General features: G+C 67.7%; 19 protein-coding genes and 1 tRNA gene. 8 read left to right on the top strand and 12 right to left on the bottom strand.

Annotated elements, in window-relative coordinates; translation table 11 throughout:
- Positions 1-108: 108 nt before the first annotated feature.
- The 4 genes from AC069I_RS38035 (at position 109) to AC069I_RS38020 (ending at position 3,580) form a co-directional block, all read left to right on the top strand.
- Positions 109-768 (top strand): DUF2637 domain-containing protein, encoded by a 660-nt coding sequence (locus AC069I_RS38035; protein ID WP_478267511.1) that lies wholly within the window; start codon positions 109-111, stop codon positions 766-768.
- 89 nt (positions 769-857) lie between these two features.
- Positions 858-2,225 (top strand): replication initiator, encoded by a 1,368-nt coding sequence (locus AC069I_RS38030; protein WP_478267510.1) that lies wholly within the window; start codon positions 858-860, stop codon positions 2,223-2,225.
- Positions 2,200-2,373 carry a helix-turn-helix transcriptional regulator gene (locus tag AC069I_RS38025; RefSeq protein WP_478267509.1) on the top strand — a complete coding sequence of 58 codons (174 nt, stop codon included), beginning with the start codon at positions 2,200-2,202 and terminating at the stop codon, positions 2,371-2,373. Before AC069I_RS38030 ends, AC069I_RS38025 begins: the two co-directional genes overlap by 26 nt.
- Positions 2,374-2,608: 235 nt before the next feature.
- Positions 2,609-3,580 carry a tyrosine-type recombinase/integrase gene (locus tag AC069I_RS38020; RefSeq protein ID WP_478267508.1) on the top strand — a complete coding sequence of 324 codons (972 nt, stop codon included), beginning with the start codon at positions 2,609-2,611 and terminating at the stop codon, positions 3,578-3,580.
- 108 nt (positions 3,581-3,688) lie between these two features.
- On the opposite strand, the gene AC069I_RS38015 is transcribed toward AC069I_RS38020, so the two are convergent.
- The 4 genes from AC069I_RS38015 to AC069I_RS38000 form a co-directional block, all read right to left on the bottom strand.
- Positions 3,689-3,762, bottom strand: a tRNA-Pro gene (locus tag AC069I_RS38015).
- Positions 3,763-3,901: 139 nt separating this feature from the next.
- Positions 3,902-5,071, bottom strand: coding sequence for an alginate lyase family protein (locus AC069I_RS38010; RefSeq protein WP_478267507.1), 1,170 nt, complete (start codon positions 5,069-5,071; stop codon positions 3,902-3,904).
- A 133-nt stretch (positions 5,072-5,204) separates the two neighbouring features.
- Positions 5,205-6,230: a lactonase family protein gene (locus tag AC069I_RS38005; RefSeq protein ID WP_478230281.1), complete on the bottom strand. Its 1,026-nt coding sequence runs from the start codon at positions 6,228-6,230 to the stop codon at positions 5,205-5,207.
- Positions 6,231-6,302: 72 nt separating this feature from the next.
- A complete protein-coding gene (locus AC069I_RS38000) occupies positions 6,303-8,519 on the bottom strand; it encodes a glycosyl hydrolase family 18 protein (RefSeq protein WP_478267562.1) in 2,217 nt (738 codons plus the stop codon).
- Positions 8,520-8,740: 221 nt separating this feature from the next.
- Here AC069I_RS38000 and AC069I_RS37995 point away from each other — a divergent pair, with 221 nt between their 5' ends.
- Together AC069I_RS37995 and AC069I_RS37990 are read left to right on the top strand one after the other, a co-directional pair.
- A complete protein-coding gene (locus AC069I_RS37995; protein ID WP_478230282.1) occupies positions 8,741-9,343 on the top strand; it encodes an RNA polymerase sigma factor in 603 nt (200 codons plus the stop codon).
- A complete protein-coding gene (locus AC069I_RS37990; protein ID WP_478230283.1) occupies positions 9,336-10,241 on the top strand; it encodes a CU044_5270 family protein in 906 nt (301 codons plus the stop codon). The genes AC069I_RS37995 and AC069I_RS37990 overlap by 8 nt, the downstream gene beginning before the upstream one ends.
- A gap of 4 nt (positions 10,242-10,245) precedes the next feature.
- Here AC069I_RS37990 and AC069I_RS37985 read toward each other — a convergent pair whose 3' ends face one another.
- Together AC069I_RS37985 and AC069I_RS37980 are read right to left on the bottom strand one after the other, a co-directional pair.
- Positions 10,246-11,025, bottom strand: a complete 780-nt coding sequence (locus AC069I_RS37985) for an enoyl-CoA hydratase/isomerase family protein (RefSeq protein ID WP_478230284.1) — start codon at positions 11,023-11,025, stop codon at positions 10,246-10,248.
- A 36-nt stretch (positions 11,026-11,061) separates the two neighbouring features.
- A complete protein-coding gene (locus AC069I_RS37980; RefSeq protein ID WP_478230285.1) occupies positions 11,062-11,952 on the bottom strand; it encodes a PaaX family transcriptional regulator in 891 nt (296 codons plus the stop codon).
- A gap of 146 nt (positions 11,953-12,098) precedes the next feature.
- Between AC069I_RS37980 and AC069I_RS37975 the strand changes: the two genes are divergently transcribed.
- Positions 12,099-13,736: an ABC-F family ATP-binding cassette domain-containing protein gene (locus AC069I_RS37975; RefSeq protein WP_478267506.1), complete on the top strand. Its 1,638-nt coding sequence runs from the start codon at positions 12,099-12,101 to the stop codon at positions 13,734-13,736.
- 54 nt (positions 13,737-13,790) lie between these two features.
- Here the strand turns inward: AC069I_RS37975 and AC069I_RS37970 are convergent, their stop codons facing one another.
- From AC069I_RS37970 to AC069I_RS37945, 6 genes are all read right to left on the bottom strand, one after another.
- Positions 13,791-14,609, bottom strand: a complete 819-nt coding sequence (locus tag AC069I_RS37970; RefSeq protein ID WP_340682204.1) for a carbohydrate ABC transporter permease — start codon at positions 14,607-14,609, stop codon at positions 13,791-13,793.
- On the bottom strand, positions 14,606-15,493 hold the full coding sequence (locus AC069I_RS37965; protein ID WP_478236059.1) for a carbohydrate ABC transporter permease: 888 nt from the start codon (positions 15,491-15,493) through the stop codon (positions 14,606-14,608). The genes AC069I_RS37970 and AC069I_RS37965 overlap by 4 nt, the downstream gene beginning before the upstream one ends.
- A gap of 7 nt (positions 15,494-15,500) precedes the next feature.
- Positions 15,501-16,772, bottom strand: coding sequence for an extracellular solute-binding protein (locus AC069I_RS37960; RefSeq protein WP_478267505.1), 1,272 nt, complete (start codon positions 16,770-16,772; stop codon positions 15,501-15,503).
- A gap of 138 nt (positions 16,773-16,910) precedes the next feature.
- Positions 16,911-19,016, bottom strand: a complete 2,106-nt coding sequence (locus AC069I_RS37955; protein ID WP_478267504.1) for an alpha-galactosidase — start codon at positions 19,014-19,016, stop codon at positions 16,911-16,913.
- A gap of 358 nt (positions 19,017-19,374) precedes the next feature.
- Entirely contained in the window at positions 19,375-19,812 is a 438-nt protein-coding gene (locus AC069I_RS37950) for a PPOX class F420-dependent oxidoreductase (protein WP_478267503.1), read from the bottom strand.
- Positions 19,813-19,851: 39 nt separating this feature from the next.
- The gene (locus AC069I_RS37945; RefSeq protein ID WP_478230291.1) at positions 19,852-20,799 is read right to left on the bottom strand and encodes a methionyl-tRNA formyltransferase; all 948 of its coding nucleotides are present in this window, start codon (positions 20,797-20,799) and stop codon (positions 19,852-19,854) included.
- A gap of 137 nt (positions 20,800-20,936) precedes the next feature.
- Between AC069I_RS37945 and AC069I_RS37940 the strand changes: the two genes are divergently transcribed.
- On the top strand, positions 20,937-22,280 hold the full coding sequence (locus AC069I_RS37940; protein WP_478236054.1) for a lysine N(6)-hydroxylase/L-ornithine N(5)-oxygenase family protein: 1,344 nt from the start codon (positions 20,937-20,939) through the stop codon (positions 22,278-22,280).
- Positions 22,281-22,308: the final 28 nt, after the last annotated feature.

The raw sequence follows: 22,308 nt of genomic DNA, 5'->3' as shown, positions 1-22,308 counted from the left end.
ATGCACGAGAACGAGGCCGTAGAACTGCGGCGGCTGTCCGCTATCGCAGCCAAGCGGTCAGCCGTCGACCCGAATTAATCCCTGAATAGCAAGGAAAGGAGGACTGTGATGTCCACCGAGGACACCACACGACCGGCTGGTCCCGACCTGGTGGGCATCATCCGCATCATCGTCACCGTGGCCCTGGGCGCCATCGGCGGCGCTGCCGGGTTCATGCACACGCACGACTGGGCCGCCCACCACGGCCAAACCGGCTGGCTCGCCTGGGCCGACGCCGTAGTCATCGAAGGCATCGTCGTGGTCGCCGGTTTCGAGGTTCAACGGGACCACCGACACGGCAACACCAAGTTCCTGACCTTCCCCATGGTGGTGCTCTTCGTCGGCTTCGGCGTGCAGATGACGGCGCAAGTCGCGCTCGCCGAACCCACCCCGGCCGGATGGCTCGTCGCCGCGCTGCCCGCGCTCGGGTTCCTCGTCGTGGTCAAACTGCTGATGCGACGGGCACCCGCGACCCAGGCAGTCCCGGCGGAAGTGCCGGCCAAACCGGAACCCACACCGGCCCCGGTCGAACCTCCGGCACCGTCCCCGCGGCTTCGGCTCCCGGCGGAGATCTCCAGTCGCGTCGACGCTGCTGTGATTGCCGCTCGCAGCGAGGGACGCGAGGTCACCACGGAGGATATTCGCCGCGTCGCTCGCATCCCCGAGCAGATGGCCGCACAGGTCCTCGCGCAACTCACCACGCACAACGGGCACAAGCTCCACGCCTGACGCACCACTCACCACCCCTGACGGGGCACGGCCACCAGCACCACGGCCGTGCCCCGTTTCTCGTCTCGACCCAACCGAAGGGCTCCGACATGCTGACGTTGGAACACCGCCTCACCGCCCGCGTGCGGGCCGCCGACTACCAGGAATGGCGCGCCAAGGTCCACGCAGTCAACGGCTGCGCCCGCCCGATCCGGCTCGCCGGAGCGCACCAGCTCCAGGACGCCAACACCGGACAGGTCCTCCACCACCACGGCGGCGACATCTTCGCCCCGTGCGGCAACCGGCGTTCCGCTGTCTGCCCCTCCTGCTCCGACCGCTACGCCGCCGACGCCTTCCACCTCATGCGCGCCGGGCTCGTCGGCGGACACAAGGGCGTCCCGACCACGGTCACCGACCGGCCGCGCTCGTTCGTCACCCTCACCGCACCGAGCTTCGGGGCCGTCCACCACGCCCGCACCACCGCACGCGGGAAGCGCATCCCCTGCGGCTGTGGGGAGGTCCACCATGAGGCCGACACCCGCATCGGTACTCCGCTCGACCCCGACACGTACGACTACGTCGCCTCGGTGCTCTGGCAGGCACACGCGGGCGTGCTGTGGCAGCGCTTCACCACCCGCGTCCGCCGCGAGATCGCCAAGCGCGCCGGACTGACCGCCCGTGAGTTCCGCGACCACGCGCGCTTGTCCTACGGCAAGGTCGCCGAGTACCAGCGGCGCGGTCTCGTCCACTTCCACGCCGTGGTGCGCCTCGACGGCCCCGGCGGTGCTATCGACGACGCCCCGGCCTGGGCCACCCCGGACCTGCTCGACGACGCCGTAGCGGCCGCCGCGCGTCACGTGAAGGTCACCACCCACCGCCCGGAGGGCGAAGTCCTGGTCCTGGCCTGGGGCACGCAGGTCGACGTCCGGCGCATCGAACGCGCCGACTCCGCTGAGATCGAGGACGAGAACGGCCGGATCAGCGAAGGCCGCCTCGCGGGCTACATCGCCAAGTACGCCACCAAGGGCACCGGAAAGACCGAGGCCGCCGATCGTCCTATCCGGTCACAGCAGGACATCGACTACCTCAAGGTCTCGGCGCACCACCGCCGCATCATCCAAACCGCGTGGGACCTCGGTGACCTCCCGTCCTATGAGGACCTGAAGCTCCGGCGCTGGGCGCACATGCTCGCGTTCCGCGGGCACTTCCTCACCAAGTCGCTGGCGTACTCCACAACGTTCAAGACCATTCGCGAGGACCGGCGCGCGTTCCGGCTCGCCGAAACCCTCGAACGCCTCGGCCTCGACGACCGCGCGGACACCGTCCTCGTCGTCAACGACTGGACCTTCGACGGCGCTGGATACACCGACGACGCAGAACGCGAACTCGCCGCGGGCATCGCCGAGCGCATCCGAGACGACCGCAAACACAAGTACGACAAGGAGAACTACGATGGACCCACTTCTCACAATCGATGAAGTCGCGGGCATCCTGAAGGTGCCCACGGAGACCCTCCGTACCTGGCGCAAGTTGGGCAAGGGTCCGGCAGGTATCCGGGTGGGCAAGTACGTGCGCTACTTCCCGGATGACGTCTCCGGCTGGCTCGACGAACAGAAGGGCATCTGAGATGGCCCGCGCGTGGATTTATGATCGGACGCAGTCCAGCGACTACATGGACGCCGTGCGCAGGGCCAAGGCAAAGAAGCGACGTCCTCCGGCGCGGTACCTGGTCCGCTACTACGATGTCGCTGGAAAGCTCCGGTCGGAAGTAGCGTCCAATAAGGACAGGGCCGAAGCGCGTTGCGCGGAGCTGGAGACGGCACTCCGGAGCGGGTCCTATGTGGACCCGAAGTCTTCCAAAGTGACTTTTGCCGACATGGCGGAAAAGTGGCTGGACAGTCGGCACGACTTGCGCAAGTCCACGTGGTGGAAGTACCGCGGTCTGCTGGACAACCACGTAAACCCTCGGTGGGGCGAACTGCCGCTGAACGCCATTGAGCGCGAGGACATCGCGGTTTGGGTCGCCAAGTTGTTGAAGTCCAAAGAGGATGGCGGTAGCGCGCTCGGGCCGTCGCAGGCTCGCCACGCGTTCCGCGTGCTCTCGATGGTGCTCGAATGGTGCGTGCCTCGGCGTATTCCGATCAACCCGGCTCGTGGCGTGAAGCTCCCGGTACGGCCGGACGCGGAACACATCTACCTGGCCTACGAGCAAGTCGAAGCACTCGCGAATGCCAGTGCGGGACTGCGCACCAAGTACGACAGGCCGACCGCTGGCGCCGCGATCAACAAGGCGTTGATCCTGCTCCTGGCGTACACGGGACTGCGGTGGGGCGAGGCTGCCGCGCTGCGAGTTGGCCGCGTTGACCTTGCCCAGCGTCGTGTCCGCGTCGCAGTGACGTTCTATGAGGTCGGGGGAGCGCAACACGAGGGATTGCCCAAGACGGGCAAACGACGGACCGTCTCGTTTCCGGCATCGCTGGTGCCTGTCCTCCGGCCGCTCGTCGACGGGCGAGACAAGAACGATCTCGTGTTCACCACTGCGCGCGGGCTATCCCTCCGGGCGAACAACTGGCGTGTCCGGGAGTTCAACGCGGCTGTGAAGGCCGCCGGGCTGGCCGCTGAAGGGCTCACGCCGCACAAGCTGCGTCACACTGCCGCATCACTCGCGATCGCCGCTGGCGCCGACGTGAAGGTCATTCAGCAGATGCTGGGCCACGCCGACGCAGCCATGACGCTGAACATCTACGGGCACTTGTTCCCTGACAGGCTCGACGAGGTAGCCGACGTGCTGGACATCCGGCGTCAGGCAGCACTGGCAGGCATGGCGGCATGAGGGAGACCAGCCCCGGAGCGAGTGACATATATGTGACATGCTCCGGGGCTGAGTGCGTCCTAAAACGACTGAGGGCCACGTCTACCTGCGTAAACGTGGCCCTTCCGGTCGGGCTGACAGGATTCGAACCTGCGACCCCTTGACCCCCAGTCAAGTGCGCTACCAAACTGCGCCACAGCCCGGACCCGCGCTCCGTGGAGTGCGATGTGAGTACTTTAGCGGGTCCCGGACGGGGGCTTGCAACCAGGGGTCACTGTGTGTCTGAGCTGGGAAAACGGTCCGTGAGGGCCGCCCTGCCGCATTCGGGTGGCCCACACGGGGTCACTGGGGGTTGCCGGCGTGGGTGAGGGTCTGCCAGGAGACGAACAGGTTGTTGGTGCCCGCCGGGCGCTGGCGCAGGGTGAGGGCCTCGGTGTTGCTCATGGTGTGCCCGAGGCGCGTGTGGAGATGGTTGTAGCCGACCTCGGTGATCGGGCCGAGGCCGAGCTTCAGGTCGCCGCCGCAAAGCCACGACGGGACGGCCGCGCCCATCTGGTACTTCGCGTGGAAGCCGAGGCCTTCGCGGAGGCGGTCGGCGATCTCGGGGTAGAGGTCCTGGCCCTGGATGCGGGTGGTCTCGGCGAAGTTCGCGATGGCGGCGAGGCCGTAGCCGGTGTGGGTGTAGTCGCGGCAGGTCTCCTGGGAGAGGCCGTTGACGAACGTCGTCTGGCCTTGCCAGTACTTGACGATCTTGTCGCGGGTGTCCAGGCCGCTGCCGGGCGCGGTCTTCGGGAGCGCACCGTCGCTGGTCAAGTAGAGGTAAGCGGGGACGCGGGTGCGGAACTTCGCGACGGCCTTGTCGTAGGCCGCCTTGTCGTCGAGGAACACGGCGATGCCGATCGCGGCCTCGGTCATGCTGAGTTCCCAGTTGCCGTTGCTGTGGCTGCCGTTGATCACCTCGGGCAGGTACACGTTCCGGAGCATAGTGCCGAAGCGGCCGGAATTCGGCCAGCTCGTGTACGTGTGCTTGATGATCTCCGCCGCGCGTGGCCACGAGGAGGCCGACCATGCCGACTGCAGGGGAGCGTTGCTGTTCGTGTGATCCTTCAGTATCGCGGACCACGCGTCCATGATCTCGATCGCTTTGGCCGCGTATTTCGCGTCGCGCGTGATGTACCACGCCAGCGAAAGCGAATACGCGGCGATCGCGTCTTGCCGCTCATCGGTACAGCCGATGTTCGGATTCGAATAGGAACCGCATTCGACGATGGCGCGGGGTTTCGGTGACCGCGACAGTGAGGCGTACGAACTCGACATCATCGCGTCGTAAGCCTGTTTCCACGGTTGCGCGCCGGCCTGCACCTTGGCGCGGACGAAATCCAATTGCGGGCGGCTGACCAGTACGCCGGGATGGGTGAAGGTGGCGGGTGCGGCCTGCGCGGGGGCGCTGAAAAGGCCCAGTGTCAACGGGACGAGCGTGGTCAGGGCGAGCAGTTTCCTCAGTAGGGACATGGGACTCCTCGAGTGGGTGTGAACCAGGTCACCGGCGGCGCGCGATTCAGTGTCATGGTCTGAACCAGGTGCGTCAAGGCCTTTGTTCACCTCGAAAAGAAAGAAGGCCCGCCCGTTCAGCGGGCTGAACGGATCAGTGCGGCCAGACACCGATGAAGGCCGGGCTTCCGACCGGATAAGTGCCGATCAGGCGCCAGGTCGCGCGTTCGTAGGCCTGGATCGCGTCAGAGTTCTGCGACGCGACATAGCAATGCTCGCCGACAACGGAGAAGTGCCGCGGCCATGCGCCGGTCCGATGGTCGGCGACGGCCTGCGGAAGCACACCGTCGAACGTGAACTCCGTGATCCTCTCGGGACCCCGGTTCGACAGGAACAGCCGGTCTTCGTGCAGGACGAGCTGTGCCGGGAGGTTCTCGCGGCCGGGTTCGAGCGTCGCGGGAACGGCGTTCTCGACGGCGAACGTGCCTGGTGGCTCTTCGCGCACTGTCACCAGCGAGGCGGCCAGTTCGCCGACGACGTACGCGTGATTTGTGCCGGGACGCCGGACCAGTTGCCGCGGACCGGTGCCCGCGGGCAGCGTCGACACCGACAAGGGGATCAGCTCGCCCTCTTCGCCGAGGCGGTAGCCGCGGATCTCGTCCGTGCCCAGGTCGACCGCGCTGACCAGTGTCCCGGTCTCGTCGACGACGGCCATGTGGACGTGCGCCGCCTCCTGCCGTTCGAGGTTCGGGCCGCTGCCTTCGTGCCGGACCAGCGCCGTCCGCACGGTGGGCACTCCGTCCGGGCCCAGCGCGAAAGCGGCCAGGCTGCCGCCGCTGTAGTTGGCGCACAGCAGGTACCGGCCATCGGGAGTGACCGCCAGGTGGCACGGATCCGCCCCGCCGGTCGGCAGCGAGTTCAGCGCCGAGAGCGTGCCGTCTTCGGCGACGGCCACCGCGGTGATCGCGCCTTCGGCCGTTTCGTTCACCGCGTAGAGCACAGGAAGCGTGGGGTGCGGCGTCAGCCAGCTCGGCGAGTCCAGCGCGAGCGAACCAGCCGGGGTCAGCTCCCCGGTCCGCGCGTCGCGCCAGAACGTGCCGATGCCCTCGCCGCTGCCGTTGCTCGCCGCCGTGTAGGAGCCGGCGATGAGCAGAGTCGGGTCATCATTCGCAGAAGTCACGAAGCACACTGTGCAGCAAGCCGAGGTGGAGGTGAAGCCCTCGCGCGTGGCTCACCACGCGCGAGGGAGTCGTCACTTCAGCGAGTTGTCCACCGTGGTCATGAGGGATCCGGTGTCACCGGACATCTCCCAGGCCATGACCCCGAGCAGCCCTCTGGTCTTGAGCCAGGCCACCTTCTGCTGGATGGACCAGGCGTCGTCGAAGGTCCACCATTGCCCTCCGTTGCCCGTGTAGCACGACGTGGCCACGGCCGCGGTGTCGTGCTGGACGGCGCAGTTGGGGACACTGGCCAAGAGATTCGCGTAGCCACGAGTACCTGCTTCCTCGGCGAACTGGCCTGGCGCGGCTCCGGTCGCGCTCTGCCATTCGCCCTTCTTGCCACCGTCCGCGACTCCTTGCCAGCCTCTCCCGTAGAAGGCGAGGCCGAGGGTGAGTTTCCGTGGATTGGCCCCGGCCTCGGTGTAGGCGTTGATCGCCGACTCCACGCTGAACTTGAAGTTGTACGGATCGTCCGCGTCGGCGTAGAGGTTCCCCTGGTGGCCGGTGCGGTTCGGCTCCCACGAGTTGTCGCTGCCGGAGCCGTGGAAGTCGTAGCCCTGCACGTTCGCGACGTCGAGGTAGTCGAAGATCTTCGGGATCTCCCAGCCGCCCTTCACCTTCGCCGGGTCGGCGGGGGTGAACGCCTGCAGTTCGTACCGTTTGCCGGTGGTCGCGCCGTAGGCGTCCATCTGCGTGCGGAACTCGGCGAGCAGAGCGGTCAGGTTCGTCTTGTCGTTGGCGCTCCAGTGGTTCCCGGGGTGCCCGTCGGGGCTGCCCGGCCACTCCCAGTCGATGTCGATGCCGTCGAAGATGCCCGCGGCCGTACCCGGACCGCCGGCGCCGCCGTACGGCTTCACGTTCCCCTTGAGGTACGTGTCGATGCACGACGCGACGAACTTCTGCCGCGACGCGGGCGTGGCCGCGACGTCGGAGAAGTACTTCGAGTAGGTCCAGCCGCCCAAGGAGATGAGAATCTTCAGGTTGGGGTACTTGGCCTTGAGCTTCTTCAGCTGGTTGAAGTTGCCGCGCAGCGTCTCCCAGCCGGTGTCGCCGACGCCGTCGACGGACTGGGCGGCGGACATCGGCCGTGAGTAGTCGGCTTCCGCGTCGCCGGCGCCGTCACCCTGGTTCGGGTCCTGGGGGTTCGACGTCGTCCCCTTGGTGACACCCGAAAGGCAGGTGTGGTTGACCGGGTCGATGTTCCCGAAGGCGTACAGCAGATGGGTCAGCTTGGCGGCGGATCCGTTGGTCACCAGGTTCTTGACGAAGAACTGGCGGCCGTAGATGCCCCACTGGACGAAGTAGCCGACCCGGGCGTACCCGTTCACGATGTCTCCGGTGCGAGCGCTGACGGCGGCGCTGGCGGCGGAGACGTTGTCGTAACCGTCGCGGGCTTTGACCGTGAAAGAGTACGAAGTGGACGGTGAAAGCCCGGTCACCGTCGCGGTCGTCCCGGTCACCGTGGCGGCGAGGGTCGTGCCGCGGTAGACGTCGTAGGAGACGACGCCGGTGTTGTCGGTGGACGCGTTCCACGCCAGCGAGATCGAGCCCGAGGTGACCGCCGTCGAGCGGAGGCCCGACGGCACGGTCGGTGCCTGGGTGTCGTCGCTCGGGTTGTTGGTGGTCACCGCCAGTGCCGGGGTGGGCGGCGACTTGGCGTCCTTCCGGTCCTTGGCGACGACGGTGAAGCTGTACGCCGTGTTCGGCGTCAGCCCGGTGATCCTCGCTTCGGTGCCGGTGACCGAGGCCGCCAGCGTGGTGCCCTGGTAGACGTCGTAGCCGACGACGGGCAGGGAGCCCGGGGCGGCGGCGTTCCAGGCCAGTGCGGCGGTCGTGGTCGTCTTCGCCACGAGCCGCAGGTTGGACGGTGTCGACGGCGGTGTGTCGCCGGAACCGTCGCAGTTCGCGTCGTCGATCCGGCACGTGAGCGGGTTGACCGCGGAACTGAGCCGGAACGACGGGCTGTAGGGATAGGTCGAACGGCCCGGCGCGAGCGATTTGATGTAGAACGCCGGGGTGAGGGTGACCTGGTCGCCCGACTGGGAGACCGTGGCGTGCGAGCCGCTCGTGGCGGTCACACCGGCGGGGACGGTGAAGGTGATGGACCAGTCGGCGACGGTTTCGCCGCTGGGGTTGGTGACGGTGTACTCACCGGTGGTTCCGGCCAAGGTGAAGGCGGCGCGGAGGCGGCCCGCCGCTAGTGCCGGAGTGCCCGCGGCTACCAGGAGCCCGGCGGCGAGGAGTGTCACGGTGAGTGCGCTGAGTAGTCGTTTTCGGGTGCGTCTCATGGCGGTTCTCTCCAAAAGAGGCGGCGAGACTGACCTGCTCTGAATGATGGCGCGTGTGGTCTAGACCACACTTGAATGTAGCGCGGGACGCATAAAAGGTCTAGACCGATTCGGCGGTCGTGAACCCGTTCGGCCCCGGCCGCGGACAGCAGGTGACACTGACGAACGGCGAAGGGCGGTCCATGAGCTCATCTGGGGCGGATCCGGGCGATCTCGAAGACGCTGAGTTGATCGCGAGATCGGTGACCAGGCCGGACTGGTTCTCCGCGATCTTCGACCGGCATGCCGCGCACATCCACCGTTACCTGGTCAGGCGCATCGGGCCCGCCGCCGCCGACGACGCGTTGGGGGAGGCGTTCCTCGTGGCGTTCCGCAAACGCGAGGGCTACGACACCGAGCGCCGCGACGCCAGGCCATGGCTCTACGGGATCGCCACCAACCTCGTGGCGCAGCGGCGCCGTGAGGAGACCAGGGAGCTGAAGCTGCGGGACGCCCTCGGCCCGCCGTCTCACGAAGAAGGACACGCCGAGCGCGTCGCGGAACAGGTGACAGCCGAGGCGATGGGGAAGCTGCTGGACTCCGCGTTGGCGGAACTGAACGACGGAGACCGGGACGCGCTCACGTTGTTCGCCGGAGAAGGCCTGAGCTACGAGGAAGTGGCCTCGGCGCTGGGTATTCCGCTCGGCACCGTCCGCTCGCGGCTCAACCGCGCCCGCCGCAAGGTCCGCGAGGCGCTGGGGCGCCCGGACACCACGACTTCGAAGGAGATCTCCACCCATGGATGAGCTGCAGTTGATCGCCGAGCGGACCGGCTCGGTGCCGCTCGCGGAATCCGGTGCACTCGGCCCGGCGCGGGCGCGCTTGATGGCCGAGATCGCCGCCGCCGAAGCGGAAAACGTGGTGCCGCTGCGGAAACGGCGGCGCTGGGTCTGGACCGGGGCGGGCGCGGCCGGGCTGGCCGCGGCCATCACCGCGGTCGTCGCGCTGGCGCCCGTCGAGCAGGTCGGTCTCGAACCACCCTCGGCCGCCGCGGATCCCGTGACGGTGCTCCGGAACGCCGCCGCGGCCGCGCTGAAGTCTCCCGCCACGCCGCCGAGGCCCGACCAATTCCTCTACACCAAGACCAAGGATCCCCACGGCGAACGGGAATCGTGGCTTTCGGCCGATGGCACCCACGACGGGGTGATCAAGGAGGCGGACGGAAGTTCGTTCCCGCTTCCGGGCTGTCGGAACGGGCGGGCGCAGGCGTACAAGGGCGAAGAACCGCTCAAGGGCGTCACGGAGCCGTGCGAGCCGACCGTCCGCGATCGCCGTGACCTCCCCACCGGCGCCGACGCGATGTTCGCCTACCTCAACGCCCACCACTCCGGTGAGGACGGCGACTACAACGCGATGGGCAAGGACATCCAGGAGCTGGCGAGTGGGTACTACCTGTCGCCCGCGACTCGCGCCGCCCTGTTCGAAGCCGCGGCGAAGGTGCCCCGGCTCCGGGTCGTGGAGACCGCCCACGACGCGGCGGGAAGGCCCGGAGTCGGGATCACGTGGCCGTTGAAGCCCAGCGACGGTCCGGACGCGGAGCCGATCGTGATCGTCTTCACCGCGGACACGTTCCAGTTCCTGGGCACGAATTCGACCGCGGTGACCGCGTCCGGCGTCGTGGACGCGGTCGGCCAGCGGCCATAGCGGATCAGCGGCCGGTGAAGGTCGCCTTGCCGGGGCCGTCGGCGAGGAACGACTTCACCGCGCCGCGCAGGTCCTCGGTGTCGAAGAGCCCGGCGGCGATCGTCGTGATGTGTTCGTTCGCCTCGGCGACGCCGCCGTGCTCGTAGTGCTCCAGGACCTTCTTGGTGGCGGCGTGCGCCTTCGTCGGCCCCTGGGCGAGGTCGGTCGCGAAGGCGCGTGCGGCCTCGTCGAAGCCGTCCACCGGGAGCACCCGGTTGACCACGTTCCAGCGTTCGAGTGTCGTGGCGTCGTAGGTCGCGCCCGTCATCACGAACTCCTTGGCGCGGCCGACGCCGGCGCGGGCGGCGAGCCGCTGCGTGCCGCCCATGGTCGGGGTCAGGCCGACGACCCGTTCGACCAGGCCGAACTTGGCCTTCTCGCTCGCGAGGATGAGGTCGCAGGCGACCGCGACCTCGAACGCCCATGTCAGGCACAGGCCGTGGGCGGCGAACACGGTGGGGAACGGGAGCGCGGCGATCCGGTCGGGGATCGCCAGCATCTCGTCGAAGAGCACCTTCGCCTCGGCCGCGCTCGACTGGGCGTCGAACAGGGAGACGTCCACGCCACCGCTGACGATCTTCCCTTCGGCGCGGATCAGCGCCGCGCGCGGCGGCGTGGCCTCCAGTTCACCGATCGCCTCGCCCAGTTCGGCCTGCAGATCCGCCGTATAGAGGTTCAGTGGCGGCGAAGCGATGGTCAGGACGGCGAGGTCGGCTTCACGGTCGAGGCGGATCGAGGCGGCCAAGGCGGGTTCCCTCCGATGGGGTCGTTTTCCGTGACCCTAGCCCGACGCCGCCACGAGTTCGTCCCATTGCGCCTGTGCTTCTGGTCGCCATTCGACGTGCTTGCGGTGGAACAGGTCCGCCGCGCGCACGCCGCTCCAACCGTCGGGGAGAAGTTTCAGCGGAAGCCGGGGATCGAGGAACGGGAAGCTGCGCCATTCGTGGACGAGTTCGGTCTGCGCCCGCAGGACGCCGCGTTCACCGGATGGATGTAACCCGGTGAACCGGTCGATGAAGTCCTCGTAGCGGTCCTTGAGGTCACTCAGGTCCCAGGACCGCGCGACCATCGTCTCCTGATCGCCGACGTCACCGTAGGCGGCGGTGAACGACATCGCCTGCGCGTCGAGGCCGAGCTCCTGCACGATCTGCTGGGCCTCCCGTTGGCGGCTGAGATCCGGGCTGACCCAGACACCGGCCACCGGCGAACCGAACCCGGCCCACGTCAGGCGGGTGCGCAGCCTGTGCCGGAGATCCCGCTTCGCTTCGGGGACCGACACGATCAGCATCAGCCAGCGATCGTCCCAGGTCTTCTCCTCGTTGCCGAACGCGTAGATCCGTTCCGCGCCTTCGGTCAGGAGGCGCCTGCCGGGTGGAGTGAGCGACCAGCGCACTCTTCGTCCGACGCGTTCGGAGACGACCCAGCCCTCGGCGGAGGAACGGGCCAGCGCCTGCCGTGCGGACTTCTCCTCGATGTCCAGCACGCGCAGCGCCTCGACCAGCGTCGAGGTCCAGATCGCTTGGTCACGGAGCAGGACGTACTCGCCGAGGATCGTCATCAGCAGCGACCGCGCGCTGGCATGACCGACTTCCCGCCGCCTGCTCAACGTCGGCCTACGGGTACCGCCTTTCTGCTGGTGGACGACGGGGACCGGGGTGGCGGAGTCCGCCATTTGCTGTCACCGACCTCAATGCTCGGGGATTCGTTCGGGTCCAGAAGAACAACCAGGCTACCCACGTTCCGTGATCGCTTGGATACTTGCCACTCTTCCGAGGGACCACGAGGTGTCCAATCGGCCCCCGTAGACTTACCGATCTCATGAGCGCCACACTCGTTGCCAAGAATCTCGCCGCCGGCCACGGCGACCGCGTTCTGTTCTCCGGTCTCGACCTGGTCGTCGCGCCCGGCGAAGTGATCGGTCTCGTCGGTGTCAACGGGGCGGGCAAGTCGACCCTGCTGAAGACCCTCGGCGGCCTCGTCCCGCCGGAAGAGGGCAGCGTCCGGCTGAACCCGCCGACGGCCACCGTCGGTCACCTCCCGCAGGAGCCGGAACGCCGTGAGGGTGAGTCCGTCCGCGCGTTCCTCTCCCGGCGCACCGGCGTCACCGCCGCGCAGGCCGCGCTCGACGCCGCCACCGAAGGGCTCATCGCGGGCGAACCCGGCGCGGACGACGCGTACGGTCTCGCGCTCGACCGCTGGCTCGCGCTCGGCGGGGCCGACCTGGACGACAGGGCGGGCGAGGTCGTCGCGGATCTCGGGCTCACCGTGAGCCTCGACCAGCCGATGCTGTCGTTGTCGGGCGGGCAGGCGGCCCGAGCGGGGATGGCGTCGCTGCTGCTGAGCCGGTACGACATCTTCCTGCTCGACGAGCCGACCAACGACCTCGACCTCGACGGGCTGGAACGGCTCGAACGGTTCGTGACCGGGTTGCGCGCCGGGACCGTGCTGGTCAGCCACGACCGGGAATTCCTCGCCCGCACCGTGGACCGCGTCGTCGAACTCGACTACGCGCAGCAGCAGGTGCGGACCTACGGCGGCGGGTACGAGTCGTACCTGGAGGAACGCGCCGTCGCGCGGCGGCACGCCCGTGAGGAGTACGAGGAGTTCGCGAACACCAAGGCCTCACTCGAAGCGCGTGGTGCGATGCAGCGTTCGTGGATGGAGAAGGGCGTCAAGAACGCCCGGCGCAAGGCCACCGACAACGACAAGGTGGGCCGCAAGTTCCGGAGCGAGGCGACGGAGAAGCAGGCGTCGAAGGCGCGGCAGACCGACCGCATGATCGAGCGGCTCGAAGTCGTCGAGGAACCGCGCAAGGAATGGGAACTGCGGATGGAGATCGCCGCCGCACCCCGGGCGGGCGCGGTCGTGGCGACCCTGCGCGGCGCGGTGGTGCGGCGGGGCGAGTTCACCCTCGGCCCGGTGGACCTGCAGATCGACTGGGCGGACAAGGTCGCGATCACCGGGGCCAACGGTGCCGGGAAGTCGACGCTGCTCGCGGCGTTGCTCGGACGGGTCCCGGCCGACGAAGGCGCCGTGTCACTCGGTTCCGGTGTCGTGGTCGGTGAGGTCGACCAGGCGCGGAAGCTGTTCCTCGGCGACCTTCCGCTCGTCGAGGCCTTCGCCCGCGAGGTCCCGGAACTGGCCGACGCCGACGTGCGGACGCTGCTGGCGAAGTACGGGCTCAAGGCCGCGCACGTCCTCCGGTCCGCGGCCACGTTGTCGCCGGGGGAGCGGACCCGGTCCGCGCTGGCGCTGCTGCAGGCACGCGGGGTGAACCTGCTCGTGCTCGACGAGCCGACGAACCACCTCGACCTGCCCGCGATCGAGCAACTGGAGTCGGCGCTGGCGGAGTATCCGGGGACACTACTGCTGGTGACGCACGACCGCCGGATGCTGGACGCGGTGGCGACGACGCGGCGGCTGGAAGTCGCCGAGGGCAAGGTCACGGAACTCTGAGCATTTAGTCCTCTGAATGCTCAGCGCATTCAGAGGACTAAATGCGGCAGGAGGTCAGCCCTTGGTCGCCCCGCCGGTCAGCCCCTTCACGAACTGCTTCTGCAAAGCCAGGTAGAAGATCAGCACCGGAAGGGTCGCCAGGAACATCAACGCGAACACGCTGCCGAGATCCGCCTGGTACTGCCCGATCGACCGGTAGATCCCGGTGGTGATCGTCGTGCCCTGGCTGGGGCCGAGGATGATCAACGGGTCGATGAAATCGTTCCAGATCCACACCCCGAGGAAGATCAGCACACTCGCCGTGGCCGGGCGCAGCAGCGGGAACACGATCCGCCAGAACACCTGCGTCCTGCTCGCGCCATCGAGCAGCGCGGCCTCCTCGAGTTCCACCGGAACCCCGCGGATGAACCCGGTGAACACGAAGACGCCGAACGGTACGTAGTAGCCGACGTTGAACAGCACCAAGCCCTGGATCGTCGCCATCAACCCGGTCAGCCGCAGCACCTCGGTGACCGGTATGAGGATCACCTGCGGCGGGATCATCAAGCCGGCCAACAGGATCAGCGCGAGCACCTTGGTCCATCGCTTGCCGGAACGCGCCAGATAGTGCCCGAGCATGGCCGAGAGCACGGTCAGCACGATGATCGACAGCAGGGTGACGAGCAGGCTGTTCGCCAGGCTCACCCAGAACAGGCCGTCGGGCCGCGTGAGGACGGCGTGGATGTTGGTCAGCGTCGGTGGCAGCGGGACCGACGCCGGCTCCTGGGCGATCTGGTCGCCGGGTTTGAAGACGTTGACGAGCACGTAGTACAGCGGCACGGCGAAGAGCGCGCTCGCCAGGATCGCCGCGGCGGGCCGGAGTTTCGTGGTCACAGGTCCACCTCCCGCCGCCGCAGGAACCGCAGCACGATCGTGGTCAGGGCCGCCACGATCACCAGCATCACGACGGCCATCGCGGACGCGTAGCCGACATGGTTCGCGTCGAGGCCGGTGGCGAGGACGTCGAACGCGATGGTGGCCGTGGTCCCCGAACCCGGCCCGCCGTTGGTGACCACCTTGACGTAGTCGTAGGTCTTGAACGCCGAGATCAGCAGGACGACGGTGTTGATCGTCAGCGACGGCGCGAGCAGCGGCCAGGTCACCGCGCGGAATCGGCGGACCGGTCCGGCGCCGTCGATCTCCGCGGCCTCCAGCAGTTCGGCCGGGACACCTTGCAAGCCCGCGAGATACACGACCACGCAGAATCCCAGCATCTGCCAGCACACGATCGACGCGACCGAGTACAGCGCGAGATCCGGATCCGAAAGCCAGCCCGGCGGGTGCTCGACGCCGAGGGCGCGGAGCGCGTCGTTGACCGGGCCCCGGTCGTCGAGCAGTTTCGTCCAGATGATGCTCACCACGACGGAGCTGAGGATCACGGGCGTGAAGAACACGCTCCGCAGAACGTTGTACAGCCGGCCTTTCCGGTCGAGCAGCAACGCGACGCCGAGCCCCAGCACGTTCGGGACGACCACGACGATCACGGTCAGGATCGTCGTGACCCGCAGCGCGGTCAGGAACTGTTCGTCCTGGAACAGCGACCGGTAGTTCTCGAGGCCCACGAATTCCGCGGGCGGGTTGAACGGATTGTGGTTCGTCAGGCTGTAGCCGAAGCTGATGAGGATCGGCGCCATGACGAAGCAGAGGTAGATGACGACGCCGGGCGCGCCGAACGAGGCGAAATGCCACACCCGCGGCAGGATCGGTTTTCTCCCCATCGTGGTGTCAGCGTGCCTTCGCCCATTCGTTGTCCAGGAACGCGCACGCGTCGGCCACCGTTTTGCGGCCGGTGATGACGTCCTGCGCGGCCTGGTAGACCTTGTCCTTCATCCCCGGCAGGAGCCCGTCGTCCGCGGTTTCCCAGCTGAAGGCGTTCACGATCGCGTTCTTCGCGACGGCTTCCTGGTACAGGTCGTAGCCCGCCTTGAAGACCGGGCCGACGTCGGAGGGCGGCGTGTATCCCTTGATCGCGGGGAACAGGCCATCGGCCTTGACCGAGGCGTCGATCTGCTCCTTGTCGAGTTGGAACGCGAGCGCGAACTTCCTTGCCGCGTCGAGGTTCCGCGATTTGGCGTTGACGACGATGCCGCCGCCGGTGTAGGCGGGCACGACAAGTTTCCCGTCCTCGGAAGGGAAATTGAAGACGCCGATCTCGAACGGCGGGTTCTTGGCGTCGGCACTGGCGGCGAACCAGTTGCCCATCGGGTACATGGCGCCTTCACCGTTGAGGAAGGCCGCCTCGGTCGCCGAGTAGTCCCGCGAGACCTGGGTCTTGTCGAGGTAGCCCTTGGCCACCAGGTCGGCGAACTTGCCGAATGCCTGCTGGAAGGCCGGATCCGTGAACTTGACCTGGTCGGCCCGGCGCTGGGACAGCCAGTCCGGTGTCCTGCCGTAGACGTCGACGCTGACCAGGCCGTCCAGCAGCATCGCGGACGGGAACCCTTCCTTGCCGCCGCCGATGGTGAACGGGGTGATGCCCTTCGCCTTCAGTTTCTCCGACGCGGCGAGGAGTTCGTTCCACGTCTTCGGCGTCGACGTGATCCCGGCGTCGGCGAAGAGCTTTTTGTTGTAGTAGATCGGCGGGATGGTCTGGGTGTTGGCGGGCAGCTGATGGTGTCCGCCCTTGATCGGGTTGGCCGCCGGGAACTGGAAGTCCTCGAGCTCCTCGGGCGTCCACGCGTAGAGGTTGCCCGATTCGGCGAAACCGGCGGAGTCGATGGCGATCGCGACGTCGGGGAACTGGCCGGACTGCAACAGCTGCTTGGCGTAGCCGGTGCGGTCGGTCGACGGGGCGACCAGTTTCTTCACGCTCAGGCCGGGATCGCGGTCGGTGACGCGTTTGATGGCGGAGTCCCAATAGGACGGTGGGAGGTTCGGCGTCTCGAACGTCAGGAAGGTGATCTCGCTGCCGGAGGCGTTCGTCCCGCCGCCGACGGTGCATCCGGTGAGGCTCGCGGCGAGGAGTAGTGCGGCTCCCAACGCGAAGGACCTTCTCATGCCCCAGTCACCCTTCTCGCGGCGATGCACGGCGTCTCATATACGACGGCATTCGATCGGATGTCTAGAGTGATGTCAAGCGGCTTCTGTGGCTCAAATGCGCCGAAAGGGGGAGATACATCGGATCTATTTGGCCGCTCAGAGCTTCGTCAGCCGGATCACGACGCTGGCGAAGTCGCCCTCCGGCAAACCCGGGAACAGGCCGTGTGCCAGGAGCGAGGCACCGTGCCACACCTTTCCGGTGTCCTCGTCGCGGTAGCGGGCGGAGGGGTCGAGTCCGTCGAGCCGGACCAGTCGTTCGTGAGTGGGGAAATGTGCCGCTTGCCGGAACACGAACACCACCGCGTGTCCGCCGTCGGCCGCCACGTACTGCAGCGCGGAGACGCCATCGGTGGCAGGCGGCACGAGACGATGGAGCCTGCCGTGCTGGACGATGGACCGGATCTCCTTGTACAGCGCGATCTGTTCGCGCGCGTGGTCCAGCTCCTCCTCGGACCACTTCACGATATCGCCGCCGATACCGAGCACCCCCGTCATCGCGACGTGGAACCGGAAGCGCAGTGGCGTGGATCGCCGGGTTACGAAGTTGGGATCGTCGGTGACCCACGCCGCCATCGCGCGCGCCGGGTACACCTGGCCGTAGCCGTGCTGGATGACGAGCCGGTCGAGCGCGTCGGTGTTGTCGGAAGTCCAGACCTGGTCCGTCCTGGCCATGATCCCGAGATCGATCCGGCCGCCACCGCCGCTGCACGCCTCGATCCGCAGGCCGGGATGGCGGGCGCGCAGGCGGTCCATGATCGAGTAGACCGAGCGGGTGTGCTCCACCCACAACCTGTCCGGATTGCTGTCGGTGGGCCAGCCCGCCTCGCTGAACGGGCGGTTCATGTCCCATTTCAGGAAGTCGATCCCGTGCGTGCCGACGAGGGAGTCGAGCGTGTCGAACGCCCACTCGGCGACGTCCGGGCGGGCGAAGTTGAGGACCAGTTGCCGCCGGAGCTCCGACCGAGTCCGATGTGGATGATGGAGGACCCAGTCGGGGTGGGCCCGGTGGAGATCGCTGTCCGGATTGACCATTTCGGGTTCGACCCAGAGCCCGAACTTCATGCCGAGGCGATGCACTTCGGCGACGAGTGGTCCGAGGCCGTCGGGGAACTTCTCCCGGTTGACCTGCCAGTCGCCGAGGCCGGCGTGGTCACCGGTCCGGGCGCCGAACCAGCCGTCGTCCACCACGAACAGTTCCACGCCGAGCGCGGCCGCTCTTTTCGCGAGCGCGCGTTGCCCCGCGTCGCTGACGTCGAAACCCGTTGCCTCCCAGGAGTTGTAGAGCACCGGCCGGAGCTCGCCGGGATGCGGGAGGACATGGCCGATCGTGTACGCGTGCCAGGCGCGGCTCGCGGCACCGAATCCGCCCTCGGTGTACAACCCGGCGAAAACCGGTGTGGTGAGCGTGTCGCCGGGTGCGAGCCGGGGGACGACGCCGTCTTGACCGAAACCGCCGGTCACGGTGAGGCGGCCGGTGGACGAGCGGGTGGTGGTGATCCGCCACGAACCGCTCCACGCGAGCACGGCGCTGTAGACCTCGCCGTGCCGCTCGGTGGCTTCGCCGTCGTCGAGCATCACCCACGGATTGGCGTGGTGGCTCGTGTTGCCGCGCCTGCTGCCGAACGTCGTTTCGCCGTGGGGGACGGGCTCGCGGAGCAGTTGGCTTTCGGCTGCCCAGCGGCCGGTGACGTGGCTGATCCGGTAGCCCGGCCGGTCCGGCACGACCCAGGTCGCCGAGTCGGCCCGGATGATCTCGATCGGGCCGTCCGTGCCGTCGTGGCCGAGTTCGGTCCAGCGCTCGATGACGTCGGTGCCTTCCGGGACGCGGTAGCCGAGCGTGATCCGGAGGGGGTAGTGGCGATCGCGGAACCGGACGCGCAACTGTCCGCCGTCGATATCGTGGCCGAGGTAGCGCCATTCGAGGGCCCGGGTCCCGTCGGCGAACTGGACCTGGAGGGCGGGGGTCCAGTACCGGGTGCCGCCGTCGGCGGCGAGTTCGTCGAGTCCCTCGTTGGGATCGTTGAAGGAGTCCCAGCGTTCTTTTGTCCGGGGGAGGAGGTCGGTGACCTGGTCTGCGGTGAGTGCAGGACCCCAGTAGACGTGGGAGGGCGTGTCGTCCTCGGTCAGCCTGAGCGCGTAACTCGTGGATGCCGCGCCGATGAGCCAGGAACGGGTGTTCTCGTCGAAAACGATCTCGGCCACGGGGTCATCCTGGCGCCGAACGGTGGCGGCGGCCAGAGGGCTCCCGCTCGGCGGTACATCGGGTTTCGTGAGTGGTCCGTCCGATCACGCCGGACGGACGACACGCGTGTGGGGATGGACGACACTCGGCGAAGTCCGGGCCGTGTCGTCCATCCAGTCACGCGAGACCGCCGGTTCGGTGCAGGCTCTCGCCTTCCCCCCGTACATGAAGCCCCCTTCGCTCGGCTGAGCCGGGGGAAGGGGGCCTACGTGGCGGTCACCAAGGTAGTGAAGGCCTCCTTGCCTACCCTGAAGGTAGGCAAGGAGGCCTTCACGGACTCGGGCGGGCAAGGGAAACCGGTGCGGAGACCGAAGCCTCTCAGCTGCCGACCTTCGCGATCGCCACGAAATGCTCCGGCCGCACCCGCACGATCACCTTGCCCGGAGACGTCGCGTACGCCAGCCAGCCATCGATGGCCTCCTGCCCGGTTTCACCGAGGTACCGCCGGGCGATCGACTCCGAACCCGCTCGGACGCCGTCCGGGGCCGAAACGATCTCCGCGACCCCTTCGACGCTCACGAACGAGTAGGGCGGCACCGGGTCGTCGACGACCACCGAGACGCGGGGATTCTCCTTGAGCGCCTTGCCTTTGATGGTGTCCGCGCCCAGGTTGACCAGAATGTCGTCCCCGTCGAGGGCGAACCAGATCGGGACCGCGTGCGGCCTGCCGTCCGGGCGGACCGTCGCGAAGACGGCGGTGCGGGTGCCTTCGGCGAGGAAGGCGCGGCGCTGATCGTCGGTCATCTTCTCGGGCATGACGTTCCCTCCAGGGTGGCTGTCGAACCGTGGGCCACCTTAAGGGCGCGAGGTGAGATAACCACCCATGGTGCGGAAGTACTCGTTCGCGGTCAGTTCGGTGCCGTCCTCGGTCCGGACCCGCTCGATGACGAGACCGTGCGACCGGCCCCGGCGCGACTCCGGCCCAGCGACGATCACGACGCCGTCACCCTCACGGATGAAGATCCGGCCGGGGGTGCCGCCGTAGTGACCCACCGACACCGACGAGCGGATCACGCGCAGCTGCTTCCCTCGGTGATAAGTGAACGCGTTGGGATACGGATCGGACTGCGCGCGCACCAGCCGCTCGATCTCCTCGGCGGGCCAGGACCAGTCGATGAGGCTGTCCTCAAGGGCGCGCTTGTGGAAGAAGCTGGCCTTCGACCTGTCCTGTTTGACCGGTGTGTAGTCGCCGCTCGCGATGAGCTCGATCGCCTCGGTGGTGATCGGCGCGATGAGCTCGACCGTCCGGTGGAACAGATCGGTCGTCGTGTCCTTCGGACCGACCGGCACGGCGCGCTGCAGCACGATGTCGCCGGCGTCGAGGTCGGCGTCCATCATGTGGGCGGTGAGGCCCACTTCCTTCTCGCCGTTGATGAGCGCCCAGATCAGCGGCGAGAAGCCGGCGTAGGCGGGCAGCAGCGAGTCGTGGACGTTCAGGGTGCCGTGCCGCGGCATCTCGAAGATCTCGGGTGGCAGCCAGGTGCGCCAGTTGTTGGCGACGATCAGGTCGAGATCGGCTTCCTTCAGCTCCGCCAGCAGTTCCGGGTCGTCGGGACGCTGCCGCAGCAGTGCGCGGATGCCGTTCTCCCCGGCGAGGTCCGCGACGGAATCGGACCAGATCTTCTCGTAGGCGTGGTCACTCTTCGGATGGGTGACGACGAGGGCGACATCGTGGCCCGCGTCGATCAACGCCCGCAGGGTGCGGTGTCCCCAGGTCTGGTATCCGAACATGGCGACCCGCATGGGACCGGCCTCCTCCTGGTCGAGGGATGAACATCACCACTGAAAGTACTAGTTGAGCCTCACCTAACTTAGGTTAGGGTTCCCTGGTCTTTGTAACGAAGTACCGAGATGCGGCTGAGCCGCGCTAGGGGTTCAAGATGGCACGAGCAGTGGTCGGTGAACGGGTTCCGGTCTACGACGTGGTCGGGGTCGGGTTCGGTCCCTCGAACCTCGCGCTCGCCATCGCCGTCACCGAGCACAACGCCGCGCCGGGGGCGGAGACCGTCACCGCCCACTTCCTCGAGCGCCAGGTGCGTTTCGGCTGGCACCGCGGGATGTTGATCGACAACGCGACCATGCAGGTGTCCTTCCTCAAGGACCTGGCGACGATGCGGAACCCGACGAGTTCGTTCAGCTTCCTGTCGTATTTGCACAGCAAGGACCGGTTGGTCGATTTCATCAACCACAAGAACCTGTTCCCGCTGCGGATCGAGTTCCACGACTACTTCGAATGGGCGGCCGAGAAGGTCGACGACCTGGTCTCCTACGGTACGGAAGTACTTTCCGTGACTCCCGTCTTCGAGGGCGACGAGATCGTGTTCTTCGACGTGCACGCGCGGACCGACGGCGAACTGGTGAATCTGCGCGCCCGCAATCTGGTGATGGGCACCGGCCTGCGGCCGAACCTCCCCGAAGGTGTGACGCCGGGCACACGGATCTGGCACAACAGCGAACTCCTGCACCGGCTGGAGGGCATGTCCGCCGAGAAGCCGCGCCGGTTCGTCGTCGTCGGTGCCGGCCAGAGCGCGGCCGAGGTGAGCGCGCTGCTGCACGACCGCTTCCCGCGGGCCGAGGTGTGCGCGGTGTTCGCGCGGTACGGCTACAGCCCGGCCGACGACAGCGCGTTCGCCAACCGGATCTTCGACCCCGAGGCGGTCGGGCGGTTCTACGAAGCGCCGGCTGAGGTCAAGGACCGGCTGATGCGCTACCACGGGGCGACCAACTATTCGGCCGTGGACATCGAACTCATCGACGAGCTGTACCGGCGCGTCTACCGCGAGAAGGTGCAGGGGATCGAGCGGCTGAAGCTCATCAACGTCTCCCGCCCCACCGAGGTCACCGACACCGGCTCCGAAGTGCGGGTCACCGTCGAAGCGCTGGAGACGGGGGAGCGGACCCGGCTCGACGCCGACTTCGTCGTGTACGCCACCGGGTACAGCCCGGCGGACCCGACACCGTTGCTCGGTGAGCTGGCCTCCGCCTGCGCGCGCGACGACGAGGGCAGGCTGCGGGTCGAGCGCGACTACCGGATCGTCACCGAACCGCCGCTGGACGGCGGGATCTACCTGCAGGGCGGCACGGAGCACACGCACGGCATCACGTCGTCGCTGCTGTCCAACACCGCCGTCCGGGTCGGGGAGATCCTCCAGTCCATTGTGGACCGCCGGGCCGCGGGCGCGTCCCGGCCCGAGTACGCGGTGAGCGGGACCGGGCCAGCCTGAGGCACGGACGATCCCGAAAGCTCTGAAC

This window comes from Amycolatopsis sp. NPDC043885 (assembly GCF_056435685.1).
The sequence above is the reverse complement of the archived record's forward strand: the minus strand, read 5'-3'. Positions and strand labels throughout refer to the sequence as shown.